The 17,815-nt window shown below is 69.2% G+C and carries 16 protein-coding genes; 7 read left to right on the top strand and 9 right to left on the bottom strand.

What is annotated here, in order from left to right; translation table 11 throughout:
• Nucleotide 1: 1 nt before the first annotated feature.
• The 6 genes from AB6A69_RS11030 to cysQ form a co-directional block, all read right to left on the bottom strand.
• Entirely contained in the window at nt 2-1,702 is a 1,701-nt protein-coding gene (locus AB6A69_RS11030; RefSeq protein WP_371055573.1) for a beta-1,6-N-acetylglucosaminyltransferase, read from the bottom strand.
• Nucleotides 1,699-2,709: a glycosyltransferase family 2 protein gene (locus AB6A69_RS11025; protein WP_371060803.1), complete on the bottom strand. Its 1,011-nt coding sequence runs from the start codon at nt 2,707-2,709 to the stop codon at nt 1,699-1,701. The genes AB6A69_RS11030 and AB6A69_RS11025 overlap by 4 nt, the downstream gene beginning before the upstream one ends.
• Entirely contained in the window at nt 2,710-3,591 is an 882-nt protein-coding gene (locus AB6A69_RS11020; RefSeq protein ID WP_371060802.1) for a glycosyltransferase family 2 protein, read from the bottom strand.
• A gap of 164 nt (nt 3,592-3,755) precedes the next feature.
• Nucleotides 3,756-4,739, bottom strand: coding sequence for a UDP-glucose 4-epimerase GalE (gene galE, locus AB6A69_RS11015; protein ID WP_371060801.1), 984 nt, complete (start codon nt 4,737-4,739; stop codon nt 3,756-3,758).
• A gap of 19 nt (nt 4,740-4,758) precedes the next feature.
• On the bottom strand, nt 4,759-5,652 hold the full coding sequence (gene galU, locus AB6A69_RS11010) for a UTP--glucose-1-phosphate uridylyltransferase GalU (RefSeq protein WP_371060986.1): 894 nt from the start codon (nt 5,650-5,652) through the stop codon (nt 4,759-4,761).
• A gap of 128 nt (nt 5,653-5,780) precedes the next feature.
• The gene (gene cysQ, locus AB6A69_RS11005; protein ID WP_371060800.1) at nt 5,781-6,578 is read right to left on the bottom strand and encodes a 3'(2'),5'-bisphosphate nucleotidase CysQ; all 798 of its coding nucleotides are present in this window, start codon (nt 6,576-6,578) and stop codon (nt 5,781-5,783) included.
• A gap of 134 nt (nt 6,579-6,712) precedes the next feature.
• Here cysQ and AB6A69_RS11000 point away from each other — a divergent pair, with 134 nt between their 5' ends.
• A complete protein-coding gene (locus tag AB6A69_RS11000; protein WP_371038728.1) occupies nt 6,713-7,534 on the top strand; it encodes an ABC transporter permease in 822 nt (273 codons plus the stop codon).
• A gap of 32 nt (nt 7,535-7,566) precedes the next feature.
• Complete coding sequence (locus AB6A69_RS10995) at nt 7,567-8,205, top strand: COG3650 family protein (RefSeq protein ID WP_371060799.1); 639 nt, start codon at nt 7,567-7,569, stop codon at nt 8,203-8,205.
• Nucleotides 8,206-8,209: 4 nt separating this feature from the next.
• Here the strand turns inward: AB6A69_RS10995 and AB6A69_RS10990 are convergent, their stop codons facing one another.
• Entirely contained in the window at nt 8,210-8,857 is a 648-nt protein-coding gene (locus AB6A69_RS10990; protein ID WP_371060798.1) for an alpha-ketoglutarate-dependent dioxygenase AlkB, read from the bottom strand.
• Between the two features lie 156 nt (nt 8,858-9,013).
• On the opposite strand from AB6A69_RS10990, the gene dnaK reads away from it, so the two are divergent.
• The 3 genes from dnaK (at nt 9,014) to radC (ending at nt 13,234) form a co-directional block, all read left to right on the top strand.
• Complete coding sequence (dnaK, locus tag AB6A69_RS10985) at nt 9,014-10,948, top strand: molecular chaperone DnaK (RefSeq protein ID WP_371060797.1); 1,935 nt, start codon at nt 9,014-9,016, stop codon at nt 10,946-10,948.
• Nucleotides 10,949-11,033: 85 nt separating this feature from the next.
• Nucleotides 11,034-12,182 (top strand): molecular chaperone DnaJ, encoded by a 1,149-nt coding sequence (gene dnaJ, locus AB6A69_RS10980; RefSeq protein ID WP_371055578.1) that lies wholly within the window; start codon nt 11,034-11,036, stop codon nt 12,180-12,182.
• Nucleotides 12,183-12,463: 281 nt separating this feature from the next.
• On the top strand, nt 12,464-13,234 hold the full coding sequence (radC, locus tag AB6A69_RS10975) for a DNA repair protein RadC (protein WP_371060796.1): 771 nt from the start codon (nt 12,464-12,466) through the stop codon (nt 13,232-13,234).
• A gap of 24 nt (nt 13,235-13,258) precedes the next feature.
• Here the strand turns inward: radC and AB6A69_RS10970 are convergent, their stop codons facing one another.
• Nucleotides 13,259-14,437: an acetyl-CoA C-acyltransferase family protein gene (locus AB6A69_RS10970; protein WP_371060795.1), complete on the bottom strand. Its 1,179-nt coding sequence runs from the start codon at nt 14,435-14,437 to the stop codon at nt 13,259-13,261.
• A gap of 121 nt (nt 14,438-14,558) precedes the next feature.
• Between AB6A69_RS10970 and AB6A69_RS10965 the strand changes: the two genes are divergently transcribed.
• Both AB6A69_RS10965 and tdh read left to right on the top strand, forming a co-directional pair.
• Nucleotides 14,559-15,743, top strand: a complete 1,185-nt coding sequence (locus AB6A69_RS10965; protein WP_371038721.1) for a glycine C-acetyltransferase — start codon at nt 14,559-14,561, stop codon at nt 15,741-15,743.
• On the top strand, nt 15,743-16,780 hold the full coding sequence (gene tdh, locus AB6A69_RS10960) for an L-threonine 3-dehydrogenase (RefSeq protein WP_371060794.1): 1,038 nt from the start codon (nt 15,743-15,745) through the stop codon (nt 16,778-16,780). Before AB6A69_RS10965 ends, tdh begins: the two co-directional genes overlap by 1 nt.
• A 3-nt stretch (nt 16,781-16,783) precedes the next feature.
• On the opposite strand, the gene deoC is transcribed toward tdh, so the two are convergent.
• Entirely contained in the window at nt 16,784-17,740 is a 957-nt protein-coding gene (gene deoC, locus AB6A69_RS10955; protein WP_371060793.1) for a deoxyribose-phosphate aldolase, read from the bottom strand.
• Between the last annotated feature and the right edge of the window lie 75 nt (nt 17,741-17,815).

Genomic DNA, 17,815 nt, shown 5'->3' with positions numbered 1-17,815 from the left:
GCTACTTCACGACATAGGGGCGGGGGGTGCAGGACGTGGCCTCGCCCGGGTCGGGCACGACCGGGAAATTGCCCATCAGGTAGGGGTGCATCCCTTCGTTCTTGAGGTCCTGCAGGAATTGCCCGAATCCGGTGAGATCGGTCATCCGCGGCATCTCCGCGAGGCGTTGCATGCCCCGCGGCGCGATCTCCTCGAGGATGGTCTGAAGCGGCTGAACGGGCCCTTCGATGAACTCCGCCAGCGTCCAGATCCGCACCCGCGCCTTCACCCAGGGAGACCGGAGCACCTTGAGATGCAGGGCTTCGACATGCTGCAGCTGCGCCGCCTCGCGGCGGTGCGAGGTGAAGCCGCGGTTCGCACGGAAAAGCGGGATCGCCCAGGCGCCGGTGATGACCGAGATCTGCGCGTTCGTGTCCTTGGCGATGTCCCAGTTGATCGCCTGGTTGTCGCGCGGTCCGAACTGGAAGCACTGCCGCTGGCCGCGCGTGTTCCAGACCAGGCTGGTGAGGAATGCCTTGGGATTGGCGTCGCGGATCGCCGCGCTGTCCGACAGTCCGCCCGCGATGACGTCCTGGCCGTCCGCGAATTCCGCGCGGTCTGGCGCGAAGAGATGGCCATGCACCGTTGCGCCCGTCATCCGGCAAAGCCAGGGCGCGAAATCCTCGAAGAGTTCGGCGAAGCCCTGGAACATGGAATATGGCCCGGCGGTGGGGCTTGTCTCGAACCCCTCGCGGGGAAACCGGCCTTGCATGCAGAGCCCCGGCCGGCCGCGGGTCCGCCGCTCCACCGCGCGGGCGAAGACGCGGTCGATCTTGGACGGGTTGGGTTCCGCGCGTGTCATGCCCTGGCCCGCGTGGCCGAGGAACGTCTCGTAAAGACGGTCGGCGCGCGGCCAGATCTTTCTTGCCACGAAGCAGTCGGAGCGGCGCAGAAGCTCCAGGTGGTCGTCGTAGAAGATGTGCGGCTTGCCCTTGAAGTCGAATTTCGAAAGCGTGAGCGACCGGCTTTCGACCTCGTGCGAGTGGCGCCGCGCGAGGGTCTGGAAATAGCTTTCATCCGGGATCCAGACGCGGCGGAAGTAGTGGTCGTACAAGGCCCGGTTCGGGTCGCCGAGGATCTTGGCCAGCGTGTCCCGGGTCAGGCACCACCACTGGCTGCCGAGATGGGGGACGATCCCCTCGGGAAGGCGGCGCTTGCGGCCGATCCGGCGCTGAAGCGACACGTAGCCGTCGAAGAGAGGGCGCTGGCTTTTCCACGCGAAGGGAAACGAGAGGGTGAAACGTTCTTCGTGCAGGCCGCCCACCGTCCAGGGCACCTCGGCGGTGGTCGCGCTTTCGATGAAGTCCGTGCGCGGCCGCGCGGCAAGGTAGTCCGAAAGCTCGCTCACGGGCCGCAGCGGCAGGCATGCGCCCGAGGCGAGGTAGACGTGGCGGACGTCGGGAAACGCCGTCAGCATGAGCTCCGCGGCGGACTGGGTCGCCGCCACGATTCCCCATGTGCCCCATTCGCAGCGGAAGCGGCGGGAGAAGCGCACGTCGGGCAGGTCCGAGAGCGCCGCGCGAAGGCGGTCGTAGCCCTGGGGCGGCACCGCGCGGTCGACGTGGATCACGAGCGGGCAGCCCGCGCGCGCCCAGTGGCGGGCGACCTGGACGGCCCGGCCGAGGGCGGTATGCACCAGCATGATGACGCCGACCCCGTTCATGCCCAGTTGCCCTTGGACATCAGGCCGAGGATCTCCAGCTGGCGCCAGTTCAGGTATCTCTCTGACCACTGGCACCAGAGCCCGGGGTCGTCCTCGGCCAGCGCCGCGTAGGCGCGATACTCGCGTCCGCCGGCGTAGTGCTCGCCCCGGCCGAGTTCTTCCTCGGCCTTGGCGCCGAGCGTGTCGAGGAACTTTGCATGGAGAAGGACGCCGCACGGCTTCTCGCCGCCCCGGTCGTCGTAGACGAGGTTGAGCCCGCGCGGCAGCAGCATGTGGGTCGAACTGACATAGGCGTAGCGTCGGTGCCATTTCACCAGCGGGATCTTGTTGAGCGCCGGCGCCTTGCGTGGCGCGTCGGGGAAGAAGACGCGCTGGCGCGGTCCGCCCTGGATCCAAAGATTGCCCAGCCGGGGGTTCCTCTCGATCCGGTAGTTGCCCGCGTCGAACCAGGACGCGATCTCGAACGGGTTCTGCCCGGGCCGGTAGGGCCGGGCGGAGAGCGGCCCCTTTGGATACATGTCGAGGATCATCGCGCCGAAGGACCGGATCGGCAGCGCGTCGAGCCAGTCGGTCAGCGCGGCGATGGGCCGCGTGTCGCAGAACGGGAAGACGAAGAATTCGTCCGCATCGACGGTCAGGCACCAGTGGCCGTGCCCGTAACGCGCGAGCAGCCCGTTCATCCAGTCGATGCCGAAGCGGGCGTGCTTGTAGCTTGCCCGCGTGTGCCAGAGCGAGACATCGGGCTGCTGGGCGAGGTAGTCGCGCGACCCGTCGTCGCTGTCGTTGTCCACGAAGAGAAAATGGCCGACGCCGAGATCGCGATAATACTGCAGGAAATAGGGAAGGCGCACGCCCTCGTTGCGCTGGGTGCAGAACAGCAGCACGTCGCCCGGCCGGATGCCGCCGGTGCGGTCGGCGACGGGCCGAAGCTGGCGGCGCTTCAGCATGGCGCGGGCGCGCCACCCCTTGCGCTGCAGGCGCAGCCGGTATGACCGCCAGAACCGCATTCAGCCTCTCTCTTTTTCCGCCCAGCGCCCCCGGGCGATCAGGCCCGCGTCTTCGAGTTGCCTCCACCCCTTATACTGCGCCGACGCCTTCGACCAAAGTACGGGGTTCCGCAGGATCGCATCGTAATAGCCATCATATCGTTCAACATGGGTAAAATGCTGCCGGCGGCGTTTTTCCTCGCGGGATTTCTCGATCACCACGTCGAGGAACTTGGTGTGCAGAAGCGCGCCGCGCGGCCGGTCGAGCCGCGCGTCGAACACGGCGTTGAGCCTGCGGGGCAGGGCGATATGCGTGGAACTGACATAGGCGTAGCCGCGCCGCCAGCGCACCAGCGGCATCTTGTGCAGGTGCGGTGCCCGCTCGGGCGCCTCGGCGAAGAACGCGCGCTTGCGCACGCCGCCCCGGATCGAGACGTTGCGGTATCGTGGCTGCCATTCCCAAGTGTAGTTCCACTGGTCGAACCAGCCGAGCGTCGTCGTCGGGTCGCTGCCGGGCGTGTAGGCCGCCGCGCCAAGGGGCCCTTTCGGGTAGAGGTCCAGCATCATGGCGCCCATGGCCGGGATCTTCTCCCGGTCGAGCCACGCGGTCAGCTCGTCGAGCCCCCGCCGCTCCCACTCCGGGTAGATCAGGATCTCGTCGGCATCGACGGTCAGGCACCAGTGGCCGTGCCCGTGGCGGCGCTGGAGAAGGGTGAGCCAGTCCATCCCGAAACGTGCGTCGCGATAGGCGCTTTCCGTGCGCCAGAGCGACACGTCGGGCGCCTTCGCCAGCCTCTCGGCGGTGCCGTCGGTGCTGCCATTGTCCACGACAAGGAAATGATCCACCCCCAGCCGGCGGTAATGGTCGAGGAAATGGGGCAGGCGGACCGCCTCGTTCCGCATCGTGGAAAAGCAAAGGATCGCCCCGCGCCGGATCGCGCCCGTCCGGTCCGCGACGGGGGTCAGCTCCGCGCGCTTCCGCCACGCGCGCAGAAGCAGGCGGCGGCGGCGCCAGCGCAGGCGGTAGGCGCGCCAGAGCTCTGGGGCGGCGGTGCGGGCGGCGCCGGTCAGCTGGCATATCCGCCGGTGCGGTGCCAGCGCCAGGCGTCCTCTATCATCGTCTCCAGCGTGGACCGCGCGGGCTGCCAGCCGAGCTCGGCCTCCGCGCGGCCGGATCCGGAGACGAGCCGGGTGCAGTCGCCGGCGCGGCGCGGCCCCTCCGTCACCGGAACGTCGCGGCCCGTGACGGCGCGGGCGGCGTCGATCACCTGCCGCACCGAAAAGCCGTGCCCCGTGCCGAGGTTGAACACCCGGCTGTCCCGTCCCTCCGCCAGCCAGCGCAGCCCCGCCAGATGCGCCGACACGAGATCGCTGACGTGCACGTAGTCGCGGATGCAGGTGCCGTCGGGCGTGTCGTAATCCGTTCCGTGGATGGTGAGCGCTGGGCGCTGCCCGTCGATGGCCTGAAGGATCAGCGGGACGAGATGCGTCTCGGGACGGTGGAATTCCCCGATCTCGGCCTCCGGATCGGCGCCGGCCACGTTGAAGTAGCGAAAGACGACGCTGCGAAGACCGTGCGCGGCCCCGAACTGGGCGAGGATCTCCTCCACCGCGCGCTTCGAGGCGCCGTAGGCGTTGACCGGGCGCAGCGCGCTCTTCTCGTCGAGGGTGACGCCGTCCTGTTCGCCGTAGACCGCGCAGGTCGAGGAGAACACGACGTCGCGGCAGCCGGCCGCAAGGGCCGCCTCGGCCAGGGTGAGCGAGCCCAGCACGTTGTTGCGCCAGTAGCGGCCGGGATCGCCCATCGCCTCGCCGACCTGGCTCAGCGCCGCGAAGTGCATCACCGCGGCGGGCCGATGACGCGCGAACACCGCGTCGAGCCGCGCGCGGTCGGTCAGGTCGCCGCGCTCTAACGGGCCGAACCGCGCGGCCTGTTCCCATCCGGTGACGAGATTGTCGTAGGCCACGGGCGTATGGCCCGCCGCGGCGAGCGCCTTGCAGGCGTGGGAGCCGATATACCCCGCGCCGCCGGTGACCAGGATCCGCGCCATCGGGCGATGCCGCGCCGCCCTACTGCGCGGCCTTCTCGACCGAGACGAGTTCGTGCAGGTAGCGCAGCAGGTCCTCGCGCAGGTCGTCGCGCGCCAGCCCGAAGGCGACGGTGGCCTGCAGGAACCCCGCCTTGGAGCCGCAGTCGAAGCGCTGGCCGCGGAAGCGGTAGCCATAGACGTCGCGGCCCTGCGCGATCTCGTCGGCGATGGCGTCGGTCAGCTGGATCTCGTTGCCCGAGCCCTGTTTCATGCGGTTCAGGTTCTTCAGCACGTCGGGGGTGAGGATGTAGCGGCCGATCACCGCGAGGTTCGAGGGCGCCTGGTCCGGTGTGGGCTTTTCCACCATGCCGCGCACCTTCACGAGATCTCCCTTGTCGTCCTCGAGGTCGAGCACCCCGTAGGAGCCGATGCGTTCCCGGGGCACGTCCATCGCGGCGACCATGGCGCCGCCCGTCTCCTCGTAGGCTTCGGTCATCTGCTGAAGGCAGGGCTGCTCCGCGGCGATCACGTCGTCGGGGAGGATCACCGCGAAGGGCTCGTCCCCGATGAGACGCCGCGCGCACCAGACGGCATGGCCGAGACCCAGCGCCTTGTGCTGGCGGATATAGGCGATCGCGCCCGATTCCATGTTGGTGTTCTTGAGGATCTGCAGAAGCTCGGTCTTGCCCGCCTTGCGCAGCGCGGTCTCGAGTTCGGGCGCATGGTCGAAATAGTCCTCCAGCGCGCTCTTGCCGCGCGAGGTGACGAAGATGAATTCCTTGATCCCCGCGGCACGCGCCTCGTCGATCGCGTACTGGATGAGGGGCCGGTCCACGAGCGTCATGATCTCCTTCGGTACCGATTTCGTGGCCGGCAGGAAGCGTGTGCCCAGCCCCGCAACCGGGAAGATCGCCTTCGTTACCTTGTTCCGCATGCCCTGCTCCTGATCGACGAATTCACGCATGTCCGCCCCTCCGGGCGGCTCACCATGGCCGGAGCCTAGCGAAGTTCCGGGGGCGATGCATGTCGGATTTGTGGAATTCCCGAGGCCCCGGCGCGGGATCAGCCCGACATCAGCGAAACGCCCGGCGCGTAGGCGATGAAATAGGGATTGGCGAAACCGGCCTTGCCGTAGGCGAGCGGCGTGTGGTCGTCGAACCGCACCACGCGCCCCCCCGCCCCGTTGAGCACGGCGTGGCCCGCGGCCGTGTCCCACTCCATGGTGCGCCCCAGGCGCGGGTAAAGGTCGGCCTCTCCCGCGGCCAGCAGGCAGAACTTCAGCGACGAGCCCGCGCTGACCAGCTCCTTCACCTCGTAGCGCGCGATGTAGGCGTCGGTTTCCTCGTCGCGGTGCGACTTCGAGGCCACGACCCTGAGCGCCGAATTGTCGGGCTCCGCGACGTGAAGCTCCCGCGTCTCGCCGGGGTGGGCGGGGTCCATCTCTCCGGTCTCCTCCACCGCCCGGCCCGTGGCCGTGGTGTAGAAGAGGCGGCCCCTGGCCGGGGCGTAGACGACCCCGCGCACCGGCAGACCCTCCTCGACATAGGCGATGTTCACGGTGAAGTCGCCGCGGCGCCGGATGAACTCGCGCGTGCCGTCGAGCGGATCCACGACAAGGAAGGTGAAGGCGTCCTGCGCGTGGCTTTCGGCCTGCTCCTCCGTGACGAGCGGCATGTCCGGGAACGCCGCGCGCAGGCCGTCGGAAATGATCCGGTCGGCGGCCTCGTCGGCGGCGGTCACGGGGCTTTCGTCGCTCTTCGCGCGCGCCTGGAGATCCCCGGACCGGTAGTGGCGCATGATCTCCGCACCGGCCTCGAGGGCCAGCCGGCGGACCGTTTCGGTCAGCACATCGTGATCCATCCGCCGTCTCCTCGGCTCGCGTCGCCCGCGCGCGCCCTGCGCGAGATTGCCAATCGGGGCCGCCGCCCTTATGATCGCGTGGTAACGGAACCGCAAGTCGTCCGGGTGATCGTCGGGTCGGAGAGCAGAGACCCATGTTCCAGCAGACCCCCCCGCGAAACACGATCGGCTCGGCCGTCTCGACGGCGGAACGGGTGTATCACGGCGTCGTGCGCAGCGTCCGCAAGACGCATGGCAGCCCGATCATGTCGATCCTCATCAACGTGATGCAGACGGCGATCTTCGTGCTCGCCTTCTACTTCATGTTCACCTTCCTCGGCCTGCGTGGGCTCAAGATCCGGGGCGATTTCCTCATCTACATCATGACGGGCGTCTTCCTGTTCATGACGCACATCAAGACGGTGGGCGCCGTCGTCGCCTCCGAGGGGCCGGCCTCGCCGATGATGCTGCACGGGCCGATGAACACCGCCATCTCGATCCTCTCGGCGGCCGTGGGGATGCTCTACATCCAGTTGCTGTCGATGTTCCTGATCCTGTTCGTCTACCATGTGGGTTTCACGCCGGTCGAAATCCACGACCCGATCGGGTGCCTCGCCATGGTGCTGCTGGCGTGGTTCACCGGGGCGGCGGTGGGGCTCGTGCTGCTGGCGCTTAAGCCCTGGATGCCCGGCGTCGTCACCCTGATGACGAGCGTCTATCAACGCGCCAACATGATCGCCTCGGGCAAGATGTTCGTGGCCAACGCGCTGCCGCCGCACATGCTGATGCTGTTCGACTGGAACCCGCTCTTTCACGCCATCGACCAGGCGCGCGGCTTCGCCTTCATCAACTACTTCCCACGCAACAGTTCGATAGAGTATCCTCTCACCGTCGGGATCGTGCTGCTTCTGATCGGCCTGATGGGCGAATTCGTCACCCGCAAGCACGCCTCGCCAAGCTGGTACGCGCGGCGCTGAGGCCATGCGGCCGAAAGGCAAAGGAGATTGTCATGCCCCGTGCCCTCTTGAGCGTCCTCGCCGCGTTCGCCCTGGCCCTCGCCGCCGCCGCGCCGGCGGCCGCGCAGGATGGGCCCCTGCCCGCGCTCTACGACGTGCGGGGCGTGGCACCGGATGACGTGCTGAACGTCCGCGCCGCGCCGTCGGCGGACGCGGCGCGCATCGGCGCGCTTGCGCCCGGTGCGCGGGGCGTCGAGGTCACCGCGATCGACTCCGCCGCGGGCTGGGGGCGGGTCAATGCCGGCGAACAGGCGGGCTGGGTGTCGATGCGCTTTCTCGCCCGGCAGCCGCGGCAGGGGGGCAACGCCCTGCCGGTTCCCATGCGCTGCTTCGGCACCGAACCGTTCTGGAGCCTGTCGGTCGCCGAGGACGGGCTGCGCCTCGAGGGGCCGGGCGTGCCGCGCGCGGTGACCGCCTCGCTTTCCGAACGCACGCGCGCGGCCGGTCGCCCGGACGCCTACGGCTTCGTCGGCTGGGGCGCGGGCGGCGGGCAGGCGATCCACGGAACGGTGCGCCGCGCGCGGTGCAGCGACGGGATGTCGGACCGGCTGTTCGGGCTTTCCGCCGACCTGCTCGTGCAGGACGGCGGGGCGCTGCGGCAATACGCGGGCTGCTGCACCCTGGCGCGCTGAGCCGTCACTCTACCACCCTAAGCGTCAGGTTGATCCGCCCGCCGCCGGGCAGCAGCGACGAAGAGCCGAAGCGGATCCGGTCCACCCCGTGCCATGCCAGCCGCGCAGGCCCCTCCAGAAGCGCGACGTCCCCCGATCGCAGCCAGAGCGACCGCGAGGGGCGCGGCGCGTCCACGCCGCCCACCCGGAAGAGCGCCTCGTCCCCCAGCGAGACCGACAGGACGGGCCAGGAGAAATCCGCCTCGTCGCGGTCCTGGTGCAGCCCCATCCGCGCGCCTTCCCCGTACCAGTTGACGAGGCAGCAATCCGGCGCGCGCGCGAGGCCCGTGACCTCGTTCCAGATCTCCATCACCTGCGCTGGGATCGGCGGCCAGGCCGCGCCCGAGGGATGGCGCGCGGCGTAGTGGTAGCCCGACCTGTCCGACACCCAGCCGAGGCGGCCCGCTGCGGTCATCCGGACGGACATGGGGCGCCCGCCGGGCGTCACCTGGGTCACGAAGGGCGCGACCCGCGCCAGCGCGCGCAACCTGTCAACGAGCCGCGCCTGCGCGGGCGCGTCGAGCCAGCCGCGCAGCACGCGGACGCCGTTCAGGACCACCGTCTCGACCATCGCGGGCGCCTCCCATTCGCGGCTCGCGGCAATTGTTCCCATCGGGTCCAAAGGCTTGCTTGCAGGCCCCCGGACCCCTCCCTATATACCCGCCAGATGCGTGGCGGGCACTGGCCCGGCACGTGAAATGCGGAGCAGGGATGCCGGAACGGGTCCGCCGCTTCGGGATATCGCCTTGAACAGAAGAGGGATCAAACCATGGCCAAAGTGATCGGGATCGACCTCGGGACCACGAACAGCTGTGTCGCCATCATGGATGGCTCGCAACCCCGAGTGATCGAGAATTCGGAGGGCGCGCGCACCACCCCCTCCATCGTGGCCTTCACCGACGACGAACGTCTCGTCGGCCAGCCGGCAAAGCGGCAGGCCGTCACCAACCCCGAAAACACGATCTTCGGCGTCAAGCGCCTCGTCGGCCGGCGCCTCGACGACCCGGATCTCTCCCGGGACCTCAAGAACCTCCCCTACAGCGTCGTGGACGGCGGCAACGGCGATGCCTGGGTCGAGGTCAAGGGTGACACGTACTCTCCCAGCCAGATTTCCGCCTTCATCCTGCAGAAGATGAAGGAAACCGCCGAGAGCTACCTCGGCGACGAGGTGACGCAAGCCGTCATCACCGTGCCCGCCTACTTCAACGACGCACAGCGCCAGGCCACCAAGGACGCGGGCAAGATCGCGGGCCTCGAAGTGCTGCGCATCATCAACGAGCCCACGGCGGCCGCGCTGGCCTACGGCCTCGACAAGAAGGACAGCAAGACGATCGCGGTCTACGACCTCGGCGGCGGCACCTTCGACGTGACGATCCTCGAGATCGACGACGGGCTCTTCGAGGTGAAATCCACCAACGGGGACACCTTCCTCGGCGGCGAGGACTTCGACATGCGGGTCGTCAACTACCTCGCCGACGAGTTCAAGAAGGAGCACGGCGTCGACCTGACGCAGGACAAGATGGCGCTTCAGCGCCTCAAGGAAGCCGCCGAGAAGGCCAAGATCGAGCTGTCGTCCTCGACGCAGACCGAGATCAACCAGCCCTTCATCTCCATGGACAAGGGCACCGGCCAGCCGCTGCACATGGTGATGAAACTCACCCGCGCGAAGCTCGAAAGCCTGGTGGGCGATCTCATCAAGGGCTCGCTGAAACCGTGCGAGGCGGCGCTCAAGGACGCGGGCCTGTCGAAGTCCGACATCGACGAGATCGTGCTCGTGGGCGGCCAGACGCGGATGCCCAAGGTGCTCGAGGAGGTGACCAAGTTCTTCGGCAAGGAGCCGCACAAGGGCGTGAACCCCGATGAGGTCGTGGCGCTGGGCGCGGCGATCCAGGCCGGCGTGCTGCAGGGCGACGTGAAGGACGTGGTGCTGCTCGACGTGACGCCGCTGTCGCTCGGGATCGAGACGCTGGGCGGCGTGTTCACGCGGCTCATCGACCGCAACACGACCATTCCGACGAAGAAGAGCCAGGTCTTCTCCACCGCCGAGGACAACCAGGGCGCCGTGACGATCCGGGTCTTCCAGGGCGAGCGCGAGATGGCGGCCGACAACAAGATGCTCGGCCAGTTCAACCTCGAGGACATTCCCCCGGCGCCGCGCGGCATGCCGCAGATCGAGGTCACCTTCGACATCGACGCCAACGGCATCGTCAACGTCTCGGCCAAGGATAAGGGCACCGGCAAGGAGCAGAAGATCACCATCCAGGCGTCGGGCGGCCTGTCGGATGCCGATATCGAGAAGATGGTGAAGGACGCCGAGGAGAACGCGGAAGCCGACAAGCAGCGCCGCGAACTCGTGGAGGCGAAGAACCAGGCCGAGAGCCTCGTGCACTCCACCGAGAAATCGCTCGAGGATCACGGCGACAAGGTCGATCCCTCGACCGTGGAGGCGATCGAACTGGCCGTTTCGGCGCTCAAGGAAGAGCTCGAAAAGGACGACACCACCGCCGAGAAGATCCGCGCCGGCATCCAGAACGTCACCGAGGCCGCGATGAAACTCGGCGAGGCGATCTACAAGTCGAGCCAGGAAGAAGCCGCTTCGGAGGGTGCCTCCGACGGGTCGGACTCCACGGACGCCTCCGGCAGCGGGGACGACGATATCGTCGACGCGGATTTCGAGGATCTCGATGATGACAAGCGGGCCTGACGACGCCCGCTCCTGACGAAACGCGCTGGGGCCGGTCCGGATACCGGGCCGGCCCTTCGCGGTTTCGGGCGAGGGAGATTTGCCGATGGCAAAACGCGATTACTACGACGTGCTCGGTGTGACGCGCGGAGCGTCGGCCGAGGAAATCAAGAAGGCCTACCGCCGCAAGGCGAAGGAGCTGCATCCCGACCGGAACCAGGACAACCCGACGGCCGAGGCCGACTTCAAGGAGGCGAACGAAGCCTACGAGGTGCTTCGCGACGCCGAGAAGAAGGCCGCCTACGACCGCTTCGGCCATGCCGCCTTCGAGCAGGGCATGGGCGGCGGCGGCGCGCGCCCGGGCGGATACGGTCCGGGCGGCGGCGATTTCGCCTCCGCGTTCTCGGACGTCTTCGACGACCTCTTCGGTGATTTCATGGGCGGGCGCGGCGGCCGACGGAACCGCGCCGCGCGCGGTGCAGATCTGCGATACAACCTGCGCGTGACGCTCGAGGACGCCTACACCGGGATGCAGAAGACCATCACCGTTCCCGGTTCGGTGCAATGCGGCGCGTGCGAGGGCACCGGCGCCGAGGGCGGTGCGGAACCCACGACGTGCCCGACCTGTTCGGGCATGGGCAAGGTGCGCGCGCAGCAGGGTTTCTTCACCGTGGAACGGACCTGTCCCACCTGCTCGGGCCTCGGGCAGATCATCAAGAATCCCTGCAATGTCTGCGGCGGCGCGGGACGTGTCGAAAAGGAGCGCGCGCTCTCTGTGAACATTCCCGCGGGCGTGGAGACCGGAACGCGGATCCGCCTCGCCGGCGAGGGCGAGGCCGGGATGCGCGGCGGGCCGCCGGGCGATCTCTACATCTTCATCGAGGTGCAGCCGCACAAGCTTTTCGAGCGCGAGGGCGCGGACCTGCACTGCCGGGTGCCGGTGTCGATGCCGGCCGCCGCGCTTGGCGGCGACATCGAGGTTCCCACCATCGACGGCGGTCGAAGCCGCGTGAAGATTCCCGCCGGAAGCCAGTCCGGCCGCCAGATGCGGTTGCGCGGAAAGGGCATGCCGGCCCTTCGCGGAGGCACGCATGGCGACATGTTCATCGAACTTGCCGTGGAAACGCCTGTCAACCTGACCGGGCGGCAAAAGGAACTCCTGCGCGAGTTCGAGGCCCTTTCGGAAGACAACAATCCCGAAAGCAAGAGCTTCTTCTCCTCGGTGAAGAGTTTCTGGGACAGCATGAAGGGGTGAGGGCCGCCCGGAAAACGCTCCGGCGGAGCGTTTTCAGGGCCGAACGCGCGAGGCGCCAGCCCGGAGGGAGGGCGCATGGGCAAGCGACCGCGGCACTCCTCCGCCCCGCCGCCACTCGGGCCCCTCCCGCCGGTCCTGATCCAGCGGACGCGCCTTCGGCGCGACGGCTTCAGTGAGCGGTCCCGGACAGCCGGCATAGCCGGCAGGTCCGGGACCGCACGAGGGCGCGCGCCGGCCCGGTGTTAACGCTTCGTTCACCGGCCTGCGGCAAAGGTCGGGCCATGCGTTCACGTTCCGCCTTTGGCGAGGGGCCGCTGCCCCTTTTCGACGCCGACGAGGCGGGTGCGGACACGCGACCCGTCAACGCCGGCGCCCGGCCCCCGTCGTATCTTCGCGACCACCGCAGCCGGCTGCGCGACCGCTTCCTCGCCGGCGGCGCCGATCCCATGCCGGATTACGAGTTGCTGGAACTCGTCCTCTTTCGCGCGATTCCGCGGCAGGACGTGAAGCCGCTGGCGCGCGCACTCATCGAGCGCTTCGGGGATTTCAACGCGGTGGTCTCCGCGCCCCGGGATCGCCTTGCGGAAACGCCCGGGCTGGGGCCGGCTGTCATCTGCGAACTCAAGGTGGTGGAGGCCGCGGCGCACCGGCTGGCGCGGGCGCGCGTGATCGGTCGGCCCGTGATCTCCAGCTGGGAGGCGCTGCTGGATTACTGCCGCACCACCATGGCCCATCGCGCGACCGAAGAGTTCCGCGTGCTCTACCTCGACCGCAAGAACGTGCTCGTGGCCGATGAGGCGCAGGGCCGCGGCACCGTCGACCACGTTCCCGTCTATCCCCGTGAAGTGGTCAAGCGGGCGCTCGAACTCAACGCCTCTGCCATGATCCTGGTGCACAACCACCCTTCGGGCGATCCGACGCCCTCGCAGGCCGACATCGCAATGACGGAGCGTATCCGCGCCGCGGCCGAGGCGTTGTCGATCACCCTGCACGACCACCTGGTGATCGGCCGCGCGCGCGAGGTGAGCTTCCGCGCCGAGGGGTTGCTCTGACCGGGGCGGCCATCCCGCCGCGCGTCAGCCCCGTTCGATGGCGAGCGCAATGCCCTGGCCGCCGCCGATGCACATGGTGACGAGCGCGCGCCGGCCGCCGCACCGTTCGAGCTCGTAAAGCGCCTTCACGGTCAGGATCGCGCCGGTGGCGCCCACCGGGTGGCCGAGGGCGATGGCCCCGCCGTTCGGATTCACCTTCTCCGGATCGAGGCCCAACCCCGCGTTGACCGCGAGCGCCTGCGCGGCGAAGGCCTCGTTCGACTCGATAACGTCGAAATCCCCGACCGAGAGGCCGGTGCGTTCGAGCAGGCGCTTCACCGCCGGGACCGGGCCGATCCCCATCACCTCGGGGCGCACGCCGGCATGGGCGTAGCCCAGCACGCGGGCGCGCGGCTTCAGGCCCGCGGCCTCCGCCGCCTCGGCGCGGGCGAGGACGATCGCGGCCGCGCCGTCGTTGATCCCGCTCGCGTTGCCCGCCGTCACGGAGCCGTCCTTGCGGAACACCGGACGCAGCGCTGCCAGCCCCTCGGAGGTCGCGTCGCGCTTCACGTGTTCGTCGGTGTCGAAAGCGACCGTGTCGCGCTTCACCCGTACCTCGACGGGCACGATCTGTTCGTCGAAGCGGCCCTCCTCGATCGCCCGCGTGGCGCGGCGCTGGCTTTCAAGGGCGAAGGCGTCCTGCGCCTCGCGGCTCACCTGGTGCTCTTCCGAGACGTTCTCGGCCGTCACGCCCATGTGGCCGGTGCCGAAGGGGCAGTTGAGCGCGCCCAGCATCATGTCGAGGGTGCGGACGTCGCCCATCTTCGCGCCCCAGCGCTGGTCGGGCACGATGAAGGGGGAGCGGCTCATGTTCTCGGCGCCGCCGGCGAGGCCGAATTCCGCGTCGCCCATGGCCAGCGACTGGATCACCGACACGATCGCCTGGGCGCCCGATCCGCAAAGACGGTTCACGTTCATCGCCGGCGTCGTCTCGGGGATGCCCGCCTCCATCCCCGCGACGCGTGAAAGATACATGTCGCGCGGCTCGGTGTTGATGACATGCCCGAAGGCGATATGGCCGATCTGGCCACCCTCCACGCCCGCGCGCTCCAGCGCGGCGCGCGCGGCCGCCGCCCCGAGCGCGATGGGCGGCGTGCCGGCGAGGCTGCCGCCGAAGGTGCCGATGGCGGTGCGCGCGCCGCCGAGGATCACGATATCGTCCATGGTGAGAATCTCCGCCCGAGTGTCGGGGGCAGACTAGCCGCGCGCGCGGGCCGCGTCACCCTGAGCCCGCGTTGACTTCGCGGTGCGCGGGCCGCAGACGGACGGGAAAGGGAGAACGGCGATGCAAGACAGCTTTCTGACGCGGATCCGGGACGAGCTTTCGGCGCTGGAGGCGGAGGGCCTGATCAAGCGCGAGCGCGAGATCACCTCGCCGCAGGCCGCGGAGGTCACCGTGGCCGGGCGCGAGGTCATCAACCTTTGCGCCAACAACTACCTCGGGCTTGCCGACGATCCCCGGCTGATCGACGCGGCCAAGGCCGCGATGGACGATCACGGATGGGGCATGGCGAGCGTGCGCTTCATCTGCGGCACGCAGGACCTGCACCGGGATCTGGAGCGGCGTCTCGCGGCTTTCCTCGACATGGACGACGCGATTCTCTTCGCGGCCTGTTTCGACGCCAATGGCGGGCTTTTCGAACCGCTGCTCGGGCCCGAGGACGCCGTGATCTCGGATGCGCTCAACCACGCCTCGATCATCGACGGTATCCGGCTCTGCAAGGCGCGGCGCTACCGCTACGCCAATTCCGACATGGCCGATCTCGAGGCGAAGCTCGCCGAGGCGCGCGCGGCGGGCGCGCGCGACATCCTGATCGCGACCGACGGCGTCTTCTCGATGGATGGCTATCTCGCCGATCTGCCCGGGATCACCCGGTTGGCGGAGCGTTACGGCGCGATGGTCATGGTGGACGACTGCCACGCCACCGGCTTCATGGGGGCGCGCGGCGCCGGCACGCCGGCGCATGCGGGCGTGCAGGTCGATATCCTGACCGGCACGCTCGGCAAGGCGCTGGGCGGCGCGATCGGCGGCTACGTGGCCGGGCCGCAGCCCGTGATCGACCTGCTTCGCCAGCGCGCGCGGCCCTATCTCTTCTCCAACGCGCTGCCGCCGGCGGTCTGCGCGGCGGGCATCGCGGCCATCGACATCGTGGAGGAGGGCGAGCAGCTGCGCGCGCGGCTCTTCGAGAACGCCGCCTACTGGCGGGCGGGGCTCGAGCGGCTGGGCTTCGACCTTCTGCCGGGCGAGCATCCGATCGTGCCGGTGATGCTGGGCGAGGCGCGCGCGGCGCAGGCCATGGCCGCGCGGCTATTCGAGGAGGGGGTCTATGTCTCGGGCTTCTTCTTCCCCGTCGTGCCGCGGGGCGCGGCGCGCATCCGCACGCAGATGAACGCGGCGCTCACGCGGGAGGAGCTCGACCGCGCGCTCGCCGCCTTCGAGCGCGCGGGCAAGGCCGAGGGAGTGATCTGATGCTGAACGACATGAAGGCGCTGGTGAAGGCCGAGCCCCGCGAGGGGCTCTGGATGCGCCGGGAGCCCGTCCCCGAGATCGGCCCCGACGACGTGCTGATCCGGGTCAGGAAGACGGGCATCTGCGGCACCGACATCCATATCTGGAACTGGGACGACTGGGCGCGGCGCACCGTGCCGGTGCCGCTCGTCACCGGTCACGAGTTCGCGGGCGAGATCGTGGAGATGGGCCGGAACGTCGAGGACCTGGCGATCGGCCAGCGCTGTTCGGGCGAGGGGCACCTGATCGGGCGGCACTCGCGCCAGAGCCGCGCGGGGAAGTTCCACCTCGACCCCGAGACGCGCGGGGTCGGGGTCAACGAGCCCGGCGCCTTCGCCGAGTATCTCCGTCTGCCCGCCTTCAACGTGGTGCCGCTGCCCGACGAGATCGACGAAGAGATCGGCGCGATCCTCGATCCCCTGGGCAACGCGGTGCACACCGCGCTCTCCTTCGATCTGGTGGGCGAGGACGTGCTCGTGACGGGGGCGGGCCCGATCGGGATCATGGCGGCTGCGGTGGCGCGGCATGTGGGCGCGCGCCACGTCGTGATCACCGACATCAACCCCGACCGGCTCGCGCTTGCTGCAAGGGTCGCCGACGTGGTGACGGTGAACGTCGCCGAGGAGGATCTCGCCGCGGTGGAGGCGCGGCTCGGCATGAAGGAGGGCTTCGACGTCGGGCTCGAGATGTCGGGCAGCCAGGCGGCGCTCGACCAGATGGTGGAGGCGCTGGTGATGGGCGGGCGCATCGCGCTTCTGGGCATCCCGCCCGGCAAGTCGCCCGTCGACTGGAGCCGCATCGTCTTCAAGGCGATCACCATCAAGGGCGTCTACGGCCGCGAGATCTTCGAGACCTGGTACAAGATGATCGCCATGCTCGAGAACGGGCTCGACGTGCGCGGCGTCATCACCCACCGTTTCCCCGTGGACCGCTTCGAGGAAGGCTTCGCCGCCATGCTCTCGGGCCGGAGCGGCAAGGTGGTGCTGGACTGGACGTGAGGCTCAGGCCGGCGCGGCCTCTTCGAGCGCGCGCGCGATGTCGGCCAGGAGCGAGGACGCGCCGAAGCGGAAGCGCGCGGGGGTGAGCCACGCCTCGCCCAGTTCCCGGCGCAGGAGCGCGAGCCAGGCGAGCGCATCCTCCGCCTTCGAGATGCCGCCCGCGGGTTTGAAACCCACCTCATGGCCCGTCCGGTCGCGGTAATCCCGGATCGCGCGCATCATGGCCAGCCCGGCGGGCAGGGTGGCGTTGACCGCCTCCTTGCCCGTCGAGGTCTTGACGAAATCCGCGCCCGCCATCATCGCCACCAGCGCCGCGCGCGCGATCGTCGTCGCGTCGCCGAGTTCCCCGGTGGAGAGGATCACCTTGAGATGCGCCGGCCCGCAGGCGTCCCGGAAGGCGGCGAGCTCGTCGTGCAGCGTCCGCCAGTCCCCGGCGAGCGCGAGGTGGCGGGGGATCACCACGTCGATCTCCGCCGCGCCGGCGCGCACGCTCTCCTCGATCTCCACGATCCGCGCGCGCAGGGGCGAGAGACCGTGCGGGAAACCCGCCGAGACGGCGGCCACGGGAATGTCCGTTCCGGCGAGACCCTCGCGCGCCGCCGGGATCATCGCATGGTAGACGCAGACCGCCGCGACCGTTCGCTCCTCCTGCCCGATCCGACGCGCGAGATCCTCCGGCAGCGGCGCGCGCGCGGTCGCGGCCAGCGTCCGCACGCGCTCCGGCGTGTCGTCGCCCGAAAGGGTGGTGAGGTCGATCATGCCGAGGGCGCGCGCCAGCCACTCCGTGCGCTCTGCATCGGGTAGGTCGGGTCTGGCTGCGGCCTCGCGTTCCAGCGCCGCCCCGTCCATCGAGACGGTTTCAAGCCACCGCAAGTCCAGCCGCCCGCCGGGATTGCGGGCCGGTTCTGATCGCGAGGCCCGCTGCGCCGCCTGCGCCGGCGTTTCGGCTGCGTTGCCCATGACGTGCCCCCTTCGTTCGCGGCGCACTGTGTCAGTCGCCCGGGCTTTCCACAAGGTGGCGCGCGCCCTGCGCTC

Origin of the sequence: Rhodosalinus sp. 5P4 (assembly GCF_041365695.1) — a bacterium.
Lineage (GTDB): Bacteria > Pseudomonadota > Alphaproteobacteria > Rhodobacterales > Rhodobacteraceae > Rhodosalinus.
The sequence above is the reverse complement of the archived record's forward strand: the minus strand, read 5'-3'. Positions and strand labels throughout refer to the sequence as shown.

Bases quoted from the DNA above. Each gene is read 5' to 3' on its own strand.
- dnaK (WP_371060797.1), top strand. From the start codon at position 9,014: ATGGCCAAAGTGATCGGGATCGACCTCGGGACCACGAACAGCTGTGTC.
- radC (WP_371060796.1), top strand. From the start codon at position 12,464: ATGCGTTCACGTTCCGCCTTTGGCGAGGGGCCGCTGCCCCTTTTCGAC.
- AB6A69_RS11030 (WP_371055573.1), bottom strand. From the start codon at position 1,702: ATGAACGGGGTCGGCGTCATCATGCTGGTGCATACCGCCCTCGGCCGG.
- dnaJ (WP_371055578.1), top strand. From the start codon at position 11,034: ATGGCAAAACGCGATTACTACGACGTGCTCGGTGTGACGCGCGGAGCG.
- AB6A69_RS10965 (WP_371038721.1), top strand. From the start codon at position 14,559: ATGCAAGACAGCTTTCTGACGCGGATCCGGGACGAGCTTTCGGCGCTG.
- galU (WP_371060986.1), bottom strand. From the start codon at position 5,652: ATGCGGAACAAGGTAACGAAGGCGATCTTCCCGGTTGCGGGGCTGGGC.
- AB6A69_RS11020 (WP_371060802.1), bottom strand. From the start codon at position 3,591: ATGCGGAACGAGGCGGTCCGCCTGCCCCATTTCCTCGACCATTACCGC.
- AB6A69_RS10970 (WP_371060795.1), bottom strand. From the start codon at position 14,437: ATGGACGATATCGTGATCCTCGGCGGCGCGCGCACCGCCATCGGCACC.
- AB6A69_RS10995 (WP_371060799.1), top strand. From the start codon at position 7,567: ATGCCCCGTGCCCTCTTGAGCGTCCTCGCCGCGTTCGCCCTGGCCCTC.
- AB6A69_RS10990 (WP_371060798.1), bottom strand. From the start codon at position 8,857: ATGGGAACAATTGCCGCGAGCCGCGAATGGGAGGCGCCCGCGATGGTC.
- cysQ (WP_371060800.1), bottom strand. From the start codon at position 6,578: ATGGATCACGATGTGCTGACCGAAACGGTCCGCCGGCTGGCCCTCGAG.
- deoC (WP_371060793.1), bottom strand. From the start codon at position 17,740: ATGGGCAACGCAGCCGAAACGCCGGCGCAGGCGGCGCAGCGGGCCTCG.
- AB6A69_RS11025 (WP_371060803.1), bottom strand. From the start codon at position 2,709: ATGCGGTTCTGGCGGTCATACCGGCTGCGCCTGCAGCGCAAGGGGTGG.
- galE (WP_371060801.1), bottom strand. From the start codon at position 4,739: ATGGCGCGGATCCTGGTCACCGGCGGCGCGGGGTATATCGGCTCCCAC.
- tdh (WP_371060794.1), top strand. From the start codon at position 15,743: ATGCTGAACGACATGAAGGCGCTGGTGAAGGCCGAGCCCCGCGAGGGG.
- AB6A69_RS11000 (WP_371038728.1), top strand. From the start codon at position 6,713: ATGTTCCAGCAGACCCCCCCGCGAAACACGATCGGCTCGGCCGTCTCG.